The sequence below is a fragment of the Streptococcus sp. genome (genome assembly GCF_041802885.1).
Lineage (GTDB): Bacteria > Bacillota > Bacilli > Lactobacillales > Streptococcaceae > Streptococcus.
Genome location: NZ_JBHCHN010000005.1, coordinates 1 through 10,562 on the forward strand (window position 1 = coordinate 1; position 10,562 = coordinate 10,562).

General features: G+C 44.7%; 12 protein-coding genes and 2 pseudogenes. 13 read left to right on the forward strand and 1 reads right to left on the reverse strand.

The genetic code is table 11. From position 1 onward, the window contains the following. The 4 genes and pseudogenes from ACEYCN_RS00555 to purH form a co-directional block, all read left to right on the forward strand. A pseudogene (locus ACEYCN_RS00555) lies at window positions 1-129 on the forward strand (phosphoribosylformylglycinamidine cyclo-ligase); the annotation flags it as partial. Beyond that, entirely contained in the window at window positions 129-683 is a 555-nt protein-coding gene (gene purN, locus ACEYCN_RS00560; protein WP_373712360.1) for a phosphoribosylglycinamide formyltransferase, read from the forward strand. The pseudogene ACEYCN_RS00555 and the gene purN, both read left to right, overlap by 1 nt. Next, window positions 684-1,529: a GIY-YIG nuclease family protein gene (locus tag ACEYCN_RS00565; protein WP_373712361.1), complete on the forward strand. Its 846-nt coding sequence runs from the start codon at window positions 684-686 to the stop codon at window positions 1,527-1,529. A gap of 11 nt (window positions 1,530-1,540) precedes the next feature. Then, window positions 1,541-3,091 (forward strand): bifunctional phosphoribosylaminoimidazolecarboxamide formyltransferase/IMP cyclohydrolase, encoded by a 1,551-nt coding sequence (gene purH / locus ACEYCN_RS00570; RefSeq protein WP_373712362.1) that lies wholly within the window; start codon window positions 1,541-1,543, stop codon window positions 3,089-3,091. A 57-nt stretch (window positions 3,092-3,148) separates the two neighbouring features. Here purH and ACEYCN_RS00575 read toward each other — a convergent pair whose 3' ends face one another. Next, a complete protein-coding gene (locus tag ACEYCN_RS00575; RefSeq protein WP_373712363.1) occupies window positions 3,149-3,424 on the reverse strand; it encodes a hypothetical protein in 276 nt (91 codons plus the stop codon). A gap of 413 nt (window positions 3,425-3,837) precedes the next feature. On the opposite strand from ACEYCN_RS00575, the gene ACEYCN_RS00580 reads away from it, so the two are divergent. The 9 genes and pseudogenes from ACEYCN_RS00580 to ACEYCN_RS00620 form a co-directional block, all read left to right on the forward strand. After that, on the forward strand, window positions 3,838-4,872 hold the full coding sequence (locus ACEYCN_RS00580; protein ID WP_373712364.1) for a LysM peptidoglycan-binding domain-containing protein: 1,035 nt from the start codon (window positions 3,838-3,840) through the stop codon (window positions 4,870-4,872). 142 nt (window positions 4,873-5,014) lie between these two features. Beyond that, a complete protein-coding gene (relB, locus tag ACEYCN_RS00585; protein ID WP_373712365.1) occupies window positions 5,015-5,230 on the forward strand; it encodes a type II toxin-antitoxin system RelB family antitoxin in 216 nt (71 codons plus the stop codon). Next, a complete protein-coding gene (locus tag ACEYCN_RS00590; protein WP_373712366.1) occupies window positions 5,227-5,496 on the forward strand; it encodes a type II toxin-antitoxin system RelE/ParE family toxin in 270 nt (89 codons plus the stop codon). The genes relB and ACEYCN_RS00590 overlap by 4 nt, the downstream gene beginning before the upstream one ends. 189 nt (window positions 5,497-5,685) lie before the next feature. Beyond that, the gene (purD, locus tag ACEYCN_RS00595) at window positions 5,686-6,948 is read left to right on the forward strand and encodes a phosphoribosylamine--glycine ligase (protein ID WP_373712367.1); all 1,263 of its coding nucleotides are present in this window, start codon (window positions 5,686-5,688) and stop codon (window positions 6,946-6,948) included. Window positions 6,949-6,976: 28 nt separating this feature from the next. Continuing rightward, window positions 6,977-7,465 (forward strand): 5-(carboxyamino)imidazole ribonucleotide mutase, encoded by a 489-nt coding sequence (gene purE, locus ACEYCN_RS00600; RefSeq protein ID WP_373712368.1) that lies wholly within the window; start codon window positions 6,977-6,979, stop codon window positions 7,463-7,465. After that, the gene (purK, locus tag ACEYCN_RS00605) at window positions 7,452-8,531 is read left to right on the forward strand and encodes a 5-(carboxyamino)imidazole ribonucleotide synthase (protein WP_373712369.1); all 1,080 of its coding nucleotides are present in this window, start codon (window positions 7,452-7,454) and stop codon (window positions 8,529-8,531) included. The genes purE and purK overlap by 14 nt, the downstream gene beginning before the upstream one ends. Window positions 8,532-8,534: 3 nt before the next feature. Beyond that, a complete protein-coding gene (locus tag ACEYCN_RS00610) occupies window positions 8,535-9,323 on the forward strand; it encodes a phosphoribosyltransferase (RefSeq protein WP_373712370.1) in 789 nt (262 codons plus the stop codon). A gap of 15 nt (window positions 9,324-9,338) precedes the next feature. Further along, a complete protein-coding gene (locus ACEYCN_RS00615; RefSeq protein ID WP_373712371.1) occupies window positions 9,339-9,983 on the forward strand; it encodes a hypothetical protein in 645 nt (214 codons plus the stop codon). Between the two features lie 69 nt (window positions 9,984-10,052). Continuing rightward, window positions 10,053-10,562, forward strand: a pseudogene (locus ACEYCN_RS00620) (lyase family protein); the annotation flags it as partial.

The window sequence follows — 10,562 nt, forward strand, 5'->3', positions numbered from 1 at the left end:
ATGGGTATCGGCCTGATGCTGGCAGTTAGTCCAGAAAATGTGGACCGTGTCAAAGCCTTGCTGGATGAGCCTGTTTACGAAATCGGTCGGATTGTGAAGAAGGCAGATGCCAGTGTGGTGATAAAATAATGACAAAAAAGATTGCCGTATTTGCCAGCGGTTCTGGCTCTAATTTTCAGGTCATCGCGGAAAGCTTCGAGGTGGAATTTCTTTTCTCAGACCACCGCGATGCCTATGTGTTGGAAAGGGCTCAAAACCTGAACGTGCCAGCCTACTCCTTTGAATTAAAGGAATTTGACAACAAGGCAGACTATGAAGAGGCCATCATCGGGCTCTTGGAAGAGCACCAGATTGATCTGGTTTGCCTGGCAGGTTATATGAAAATTGTCGGGCCGACCTTGTTAGCTGCCTACGAGGGCCGCATCATCAATATCCACCCAGCCTATCTTCCAGAGTTTCCGGGAGCCCATGGTATCCAAGATGCCTGGGAGGCAGGCGTCAGCCAGTCTGGCGTGACAGTCCACTGGGTGGACGCTGGTGTGGACACCGGCCAAATCATCCAACAGGTGCGCGTGCCCCGCCTGCCAGACGATTGCCTAGAAAGCTTTGAGGCACGAATCCACGAGGCAGAGTATGCCCTTTATCCACAGGTCTTGGATAGTTTGGGAGTGGAGAGGAAATAAATGTTAAATATTCTAAGTTGTTTAGAGATTGATGATAGAGATGCTTCAGATTATAATATCAAAATTAATAAGAATATTGATAATTATCCTGTTTTAGAGTGGTATTTAAATAGAGAAGAAGAAAAGTTCAAAAGTTATATTTTTACTCGAAAATCTTCACAGTCAAAAAGAGCTCATTTTACAAATGATAGAAAATATTTAATTCAACTCATAGAATACAGTAAAGATAATTGGTTATTTGTAGGCGTGTTTAAAGGTGATAAATTGATTGCTTCACCAATAGATAAAGACATAGAAATATATGATTTAGAACATGTTAAAAAATATTCTTATTTAGAGGGTAGAGCTATATTTGGTTTTAAAAGACCTCAAGGTCCCACATCTTCAAGGTATAGAGCGGATGATTACTATGAAAAATTTGAGTTGGTAGAAATATTACCAGATAAATTACAAACAGCATTTCCTGGATATGATAAGATAAATCTAAGCTTTGAAGCCTTATCTGGCATTATAACTAAAAATAATCTAGTTTGGAAAACTGCTCTAAGTAACCTAAAGGGAGTTTATTTGCAAGTTGATAGAAAAACAGGAAAAAAATATGTCGGCTCTGCTTATGGTAAAGACATGATATGGAAAAGATTTTCAGATTACGTTAAAACATGTCATGGAGGAAATAAAGATTTAAAAGAATTGTTTGAAAATGAGGGGGAGCAATATTTTAAGGATAATTTCCATTATTCTTTGTTAGAAACATTTAAATCTAGTGTTGATGATGATATTATAATTCAAAGAGAACATTATTGGATGACAATTTTAGATTCAAAAAAACATGGCTATAATAATTGATAGGAGAAAACATGACAAACAAACGCGCACTAATTAGCGTATCAGACAAGACGGGCATTGTAGAATTTGCCCAAGAATTGACCAAACTAGGATGGGACATCATCTCAACTGGAGGAACCAAGGTTGCCCTTGATAATGCTGGGGTTGCTACCATCGCCATTGACGATGTGACCGGTTTTCCAGAAATGATGGACGGTCGGGTCAAGACCCTTCATCCAAAGATTCATGGCGGTCTCTTGGCGCGTCGGGACCTTGACAGCCACTTGGAGGCAGCCCAGAATCATGAGATTGGCCTGATTGATCTGGTGGTCGTCAACCTCTATCCTTTTAAAGAAACCATCTTGCGACCAGATGTGACCTATGATTTGGCGGTGGAAAACATCGATATCGGCGGACCTTCCATGCTGCGTTCGGCGGCAAAAAACCACGCCAGTGTCACTGTCGTGGTTGATCCAGCTGATTATGCGGTGGTCTTGGAGCAATTGGCTGAAAAGGGGGAAACCAGTTATGAAACTCGTCAAAGCTTGGCCGCAAAAGTATTCCGCCATACCGCAGCCTACGATGCCCTCATCGCGGACTATTTCACCGCTCAAGTTGGTGAGGCAAAGCCAGAGAAACTGACCCTGACTTACGATCTCAAACAGCCGATGCGCTACGGTGAAAACCCGCAACAGGATGCGGACTTCTACCAAAATGCCCTACCGACAGACTACTCCATCGCTGCAGCCAAGCAGCTCAACGGCAAGGAGCTGTCCTTCAATAATATCCGTGATGCGGATGCAGCCATTCGGATTATCCGTGACTTCAAGGACCGCCCAACGGTGGTGGCCCTCAAGCACATGAATCCTTGCGGCATCGGTCAGGCAGATGACATCGAGACCGCCTGGGACTATGCCTATGAAGCAGACCCGGTATCCATCTTTGGCGGAATCGTTGTCCTCAACAGAGAAGTGGATGCTGCGACAGCGGAGAAAATGCACCCGATTTTCCTGGAAATCATCATTGCTCCAAGTTATTCCGAAGAGGCACTGGCTATTTTGACCAACAAAAAGAAAAACCTGCGTATCTTGGAATTGCCATTTGATGCCCAGGATGCCAGCGAAGCGGAAGCAGAGTACACTGGTGTGGTAGGTGGTCTCTTGGTTCAAAACCAAGATGTCATCAAGGAAAGTCCAGCTGACTGGCAGGTGGTAACCGAGCGTCAGCCTTCTGATCAAGAAGCAACCGCCCTCGAATTTGCCTGGAAAGCCATCAAGTATGTCAAGTCCAACGGGATCATCATCACAAATGACAAGATGACCCTGGGTGTCGGACCAGGACAGACCAACCGTGTGGCCTCTGTCCGCATTGCCATCGAGCAGGCCAAGGAACGCCTGGATGGTGCCGTTCTTGCCTCAGATGCCTTCTTCCCATTTGCCGATAATATCGAGGAGATTGCCCAAGCCGGCATCAAGGCCATCATCCAACCAGGTGGCTCTGTCCGCGACCAAGATTCCATCGATGCAGCCAACAAGCACGGCATTGCCATGGTCTTTACAGGCGTTAGACATTTTAGACATTAAGCCGAAAAATGTTGAAAAACAATCCCCCAATCAATCCGATTGGGGGATTTAAGTCTATCAACCGATGAAATAGGCCAGAAACAAGATGAGGAGAAAGCTACTCAACCAGATCAAGAAAGAATGCCACCAGCTCCAGCTTTCAACTTTATCTTTCAAGAGGTAGTAAAAGCCAGCCAAAACTGGGAGTTGCAACCCAGTGATAATAAGGGCGTAGATGGAAATGAAGATTAGCAAGACCGCTAAAAAATCAACCGCGCCGAGAATAATCATATGAGCCCAAATTATGGCCTGTAAAGTAAGACCACCCAAAAACCATATTTTTATAACTTTCATCTATAACCTCCTTTATTGCCTGGGGGAACAAAAGTTTTTCTTACTAGTATTCTACCATAAATACCAAAGAACTATGCCTGGGATGGAGAAGAATGCTTGGTTGAAAGAATAGGGCAAGGTTTAGGCAAATTTAAGATTAAGGGAATATACTAGACTCAATCCCAAATAACTTTTCTTTTTCATAACCCTCCTTTCTATCTACCCGATAGAGAATGAAAGCTATCGGCATTTAGAGTCGGTGGCTTTTGTTTTATATATCAAATATATCACCCATGTTGGTATTGTGTTACAGAAAAGACAGGAGATAACAGGTAAGTTAAGCTTTTGTAAAATGGCACTAGATAGTGGCATTCTATGTTTTTTTTATGTTAAGATGTTCCTACATCAAAAATGAAAGGTAGTGATCATCTAAGATGAAGAAGAAACTATTTTTAGCCTCAACTCTTGCTTTGAGTCTTTTTACCGCAGCAAATGCCCAGGCAGCTGAATTTACCCTTCCCTGGGTTGCCCGTTCAGTGGAGGACATCCGTGCCGGAGTGACTGAAACCTCGGAGGGCAAAACCTACACCATTCAATATGGGGATACCCTCAGTACAATCGCAACAGCCATGGATATTGATATGACTCTGTTGGCCCAAATCAACCAAATTAGCAACCTGGATCTGATTTTCCCTGATACGACCTTGAAAACCAAGTATGATGAAAACCATGAACTGGTCGAAATTGAAATTGAGCAGCCAGCTGCTTCTGATGCTCAAGAGGGAGACTCAGCCACTGTCGATGTTGCCAATCAAGAGGTTATCATGGAAGACCAGGTGGTCCCACTTCCAGAAGCTCCAGCAGAAGAAACAACAGTAGTGACAGAAAGTTCTACGACAGAGACGACAACCGAAAGTCCAACCACCACAACAGAGGCGACAACGGAGGCTCCGGTCTCTGAAACAACCACAGAGGCCCCTGCTACAACAGAGGTTCCAACAACGGAAACCCCAGTTACGGAAGCACCAGCTACAGAGGTGCCAACTACCACGGAAGCTCCTGCAGCACCAGTAGTTGCTGAAACACCTGCAACAACCCAAACCCCAACGCCAGTGAATGTGAACACAACAGGATTACAGCCACAGGCAGCAGCCTACATGACGGAAATTGCTAATCTTTATGGCATTACCAGCTTCTCCACCTACCGTGCAGGTGATACCGGTGATCACGGGAAAGGCCTGGCAGTAGACTTTATGGTGCCAGAAAGTTCCGCTTTAGGTGACCAGATTGCTGAATATACTGCAGCCAACATGGCTTCACGCGGCGTATCGTATATCATCTGGAAGCAACGCTTCTACGCCCCATTCAACAGCATCTACGGACCTGCCTACACCTGGAACCTCATGCCAGACCGCGGCAGCATCACCGAAAACCACTATGACCACGTTCATGTATCCTTTAATCCCTAAGATTAGATTTGAGAAAACAACCACCCCGTCTGATGATTGGGGTGGTTTTGTGTGGGAATGCGAACTAGATTATTGAGTAGAAATTGACAAAAGAAGGGGAATGTTTTACAATGAGAATACAAAGTATTCACGAGGTAAAAAAATGGCAACAATGACTTTGCGCATCAATGACCAAGATGGAGAGTTGATTAAGAAATATATCCAAATGCACGGCTTGACAATATCAGAGTTTGCCAGACAGGCCATGCTTGAAAAAATAGAAGATGAATATGATTTGCAAGTTTTGCGGCAAGCCATGGCTGAAGATGATGGGGTGAGGATTTCGCACGAAGAACTCATGAAAGAATTTGGTCTATGAACTATCGAGTAACATACACGAAAACAGTAGTTAAACAGCTTAAAAAATTAGATTCTTTCACCAGATCAACCATTTTATATTGGATTGACAAAAACTTGGCAAACACATCAAATCCACGTCAGCATGGGAAAGGTTTGACCGCAAATCATTCAGGAGAATGGCGGTATCGAGTTGGCAATTATCGGATTCTCGCCAATATTTATGATGATGAAATTGTCATTGAAGTTTTTGCAGTGGGCCATCGTAAAGATATATACAAGAAGTAGGCTACAAGGCTTGCTTTTTTGGTATCACAACAAAAATGATTTCCCTCCCCAGTTCGTGTTCAAGTAGATTGAACCGAACTTTTTTGTTATAATAGTCTTGTATAATTCGCAAAATCTTTGGAAATTGCGTGAATGTTTCCATTTTTGGAAGTTTTTCAGTCTTTTTTCTGTTTATTGAGGTAGCTTACTATGAAACTTGTTGTTGTTGGTTCGGGTGGTCGCGAGCATGCGATTGCCAAGAAGTTGTTGGAGTCTCCGCAGGTGGAGCAGGTCTTTGTGGCTCCTGGAAATGATGGTATGACCCTGGATGGTCTGGACTTGGTTGATATTGCTATTTCCGAACATTCCAAGTTGATAGACTTTGCCAAGGAAAATGAGGTTGCCTGGACCTTTATCGGGCCAGATGATGCCCTAGCAGCTGGCATTGTAGATGATTTTAATGCGGCGGGCCTCAAGGCCTTTGGTCCCACAAAATCTGCAGCGGAGCTGGAATGGTCTAAGGATTTCGCCAAAGAGATTATGGTCAAATACGGGGTTCCGACCGCAGCCTATGCTACTTTTTCCGATTTTGAGCAAGCTAAGGCCTACATTGAGGAGCAAGGCGCTCCTATCGTTGTTAAGGCAGATGGTTTGGCCCTAGGCAAAGGCGTGGTCGTGGCTGAAACCGTGGAGCAGGCAGTCGATGCGGCCCGTGAGATGCTCTTGGACAACAAATTTGGCGACTCTGGCGCCCGTGTCGTCATCGAGGAGTTCCTGGACGGGGAGGAGTTCTCCCTCTTTGTCTTTGTCAACGGAGATACCTTTTACATCATGCCGACCGCCCAAGACCACAAGCGGGCCTATGATGGCGATAAGGGCCCAAACACGGGTGGTATGGGAGCCTATGCGCCAGTCCCTCACCTCTCAGACACCCTCATCAGTCAGTCTATCGAGACCATCGTCAAGCCAGTCCTCAAGGGCATGATTGCGGAAGGCCGTCCTTATCTGGGCATCCTTTACGCAGGCCTCATCGTGACCGCCGACGGACCTAAGGTCATCGAGTTCAACGCCCGCTTTGGCGACCCCGAAACCCAGATTATTCTCCCTCGCCTGACCTCTGATTTGGCTCAAAACATCAGCGATATCCTGGACCAAAAACCGACCGAGGTGACCTGGACCGACCGAGGTGTAACCCTAGGCGTGGTGGTGGCTTCCAAGGGCTATCCCCTCGATTACGAGAAGGGCGTGGTCCTGCCAGAAAAGACTGAGGACGACATCATCACCTACTATGCTGGGGCTAAGTTCGATGAAAAAAGCAGAGCACTGCTGTCCAATGGCGGACGGGTTTACATGCTGGTCACCACAGCGGATTCCGTTAAGGAAGCTCAAGAAAAAATTTATGCCCAACTAAAAAAACAAGAGACAGAAGGCCTCTTTTACCGAAATGATATCGGAAGTAAGGCAGTTAAATAAGGGGACAAAAGAGAAGGAAGTAGCAAGTATGAACATTCCAATTTCCATCATCATGGGCTCCAAGTCAGATTGGGCCACCATGAAAAAAACAGCTGATGTACTAGACCAATTTGGTGTAGCCTACGAAAAGAAGGTGGTCTCTGCCCACCGCACACCAGACCTCATGTTCAAGCATGCGGAAGAAGCCCGGGCGCGTGGTATCAAGGTCATCATTGCAGGCGCAGGCGGGGCAGCCCACCTGCCAGGCATGGTGGCGGCAAAAACCACTCTGCCAGTCATCGGTGTTCCCGTTCAATCACGGGCCCTGTCTGGCTTGGATTCCCTCTATTCCATCGTGCAGATGCCGGGCGGTGTGCCAGTGGCGACCATGGCCATTGGTGAAGCAGGGGCTACCAATGCAGCCCTGACCGCCCTTCGGATTTTGTCCATCGAAGATGCTAGCATCGCCCAAGCCTTAGCTGATTTTCATGCTGAGCGGGGCCGTATCGCGGAGGAGTCAACCAATGAGCTGGACTAAGACAATCGGAATTATCGGTGGCGGCCAGCTGGGTCAGATGATGGCCATTTCGGCCATTTACATGGGCCATAAGGTCATTGCCCTAGACCCAGCCGCGGATTGCCCAGCCTCTCGAGTAGCCGAGATTATCGTGGCAGACTACGATGATGTTAGCGCCCTCCATCAGCTGGCAGAGCGTTGCGATGTCTTGACCTACGAGTTTGAAAATGTGGATGCGGATGCTCTGGATGCGGTGGTTACACCTGGCCAGCTTCCCCAGGGTACAGACTTGCTGCGGATTTCCCAAAACCGTATTTTTGAAAAGAACTTCCTAGCTGACAAGGCCAAAGTAACTGTTGCGCCCTTTAAGCTGGTCACCTCTAGCCTAGACTTGGAAAACTTGGACCTCTCCAAAAACTATGTTCTCAAGACCAGTACTGGCGGCTATGACGGACATGGCCAAAAGGTAATTCGTGGACAGGCTGACCTGGAAGAGGCCAATCGCCTGGCCAATTCGACCGAGTGTGTCCTGGAAGAATTTGTCGACTTTGACCTGGAAATCTCGGTCATCGTCTCAGGAAATGGACAAGATGTGACCGTCTTCCCTGTTCAGGAAAACATTCACCGCAACAACATCCTGTCCAAAACCATTGCTCCAGCCCGCATTTCCGATGAACTAGCGCAAAAAGCCCAGGCCATGGCAGTACAAATCGCCCAAAAACTGGACCTGTCAGGCACCCTCTGCGTTGAAATGTTTGTGGCAGGTGACGACATTTTGGTCAACGAAATCGCCCCACGGCCCCACAACTCAGGCCACTATTCCATCGAAGCCTGCGATTTCTCCCAATTTGATACCCATATCCTGGGCGTACTGGGCCTGCCCCTACCGTCCATCCGGCAACACGCGCCCGCTGTTATGCTCAATGTCCTCGGCCAGCACATGGAAAAAGCCCAGGCCTTTGTCCAAGAAAACCCTAGCGCCCACCTCCACCTTTATGGTAAACTAGAAGCCAAGCACAACCGCAAAATGGGACATGTGACCCTCTTTGCCAATGACGCAGTGGAGTTTGGGGAAGGGAGACAGTAAAAAATGATTGATTTAAATGAAGTTCAACAAGCAGATGAAGCTTTTGCTTTGGATTGGTATAAGAATAATGGTTATACTGATATTGGTAGTGCTGTATGTGATATAAAATATGGTTATATAAAGAATGGTGTTTTATCAGACGAGGATATAAGCCCAGTAATAGATTACCTTGTGGCGCAATTGATACCTTTTGTTAACGATTGTGATGTTATTCTACCGGTTCCTAGTTTTAATCCAAAACATAAACATAATCTCAGTGGTGAGAAAAAGATTATGTATATAATTGCTGAATGCTTAGGAAAGGCGAGTGGAAAGAATGTTGATTTTTCTATATTGAAGAAGAAATCATCAAATCAAGCTAAAGATTCTCAACTTAGTGCGAGTGATTATGTTTCGAAGGTTTTACCAAATCATATAAACAAAGTATTGTTAATTGATGACTTGTTTGGTGAGGGAAATACTGCTAATTACACTATATCAGCTTTAAAACGAGTAAATCCAAATATTTGGGTTAGGTTTGTCAGTCTTACAAAAAACAAATATGGTGGTATTAGTAAACAGTATGATTGTAGAATTTCGAAATACGATCCTTATTATACTAACGATAGCGGGAACGAAGCAGTAAATCTATATTTTTATAAGAATGATAAAGCTGAGCATGTTAAAATTTGGGCTGACCATAGTCAGTTTCAAGATGTTAAGCAGGCACTTGACTCCAAGGATTTCAATAGAATATTTGAGTTCTCAATTTACAAAAATCAAAATAACTATTGGCAAATTGTCAATGACTGATAGAGGGAAGTGCGTATGGTGAAAATGTTCATAAGTGGAAGTATTTCTAGTAAAGAAATTCCTGATGATGTTATCAAATCGGTTGATGATAGTCGAAAAAGAAACTATACAATCTTGGTTGGAGATGCTAGAGGTATTGATAAGAATATACAGGATATGCTTAAAGCGGATAACTATAAAAATGTAGAAGTTTATCATGTTGGCCCTAGCCCTAGAAATTTTTCAGATAAGGAATGGGTTGATAAACGTGTTCCTGTAGATATTGAAAATGAAAAATTATTTAAAAATGGGAAATACACTAGAGAAGCTCAAATGATAAAAGATAAAGCTATGTCAGATGCCGCTGATTTTGGTTTGGTCATTTGGAAAGATGTTAGTAAAAATCGTTTTGGAAATATTTCTGTAAGTAAGGGGTCGTTAAATAATATCTATAATCTACTCATACAAAATAAACCTGTTGGACTATTCTATATACCAACTCCAGAAAATGGGATAATGAAGTTTAAGAGTATAGTTGAATTTGAAGAAAAAGTAATTGAAAAGTTAGTTCAGAAAGAAACAAAAGACTATTACTATAAAATGAAAAAAACTATTAATGATTCCAAACCTGAAAAAATATCAAAATCTAGTAATAGTGAACAGCTTTCTTTATTTGGGTAAAAATAGAATTACTGTTTTTCAAAAGAAAAAATAAATTAAAAATCTAACTAGAATTCGAAGGAGTATAAAATGATCAATCGTTATTCACGCCCTGAGATGGCGAATATTTGGAGTGAAGAAAACAAGTACCGGGCTTGGTTGGAGGTGGAAATCCTCGCTGATGAAGCCTGGGCTGAGCTGGGTGAAATTCCCAAGGAAGATGTGGCTAAGATTCGTGAGAAGGCGGACTTTGACATTGACCGCATTTTGGAAATTGAGCAGGAAACCCGCCATGATGTGGTGGCCTTTACCCGTGCGGTATCTGAAACCCTGGGTGAGGAGTGCAAGTGGGTCCACTACGGTCTGACCTCGACCGACGTGGTGGACACGGCCTACGGTTACCTCTAGAAGCAGGCCAACGACCTTATCCGTCGCGACCTGGCCAATTTCACCAAGATTGTCGGCGACAAGGCCAAAGAGCACAAGATGACCATCATGATGGGACGGACTCACGGGGTTCACGCCGAGCCAACGACCTTCGGTCTTAAGCTGGCCACCTGGTACAGCGAAATGAAGCGCAATATCGAGCGCTTCGAGTTG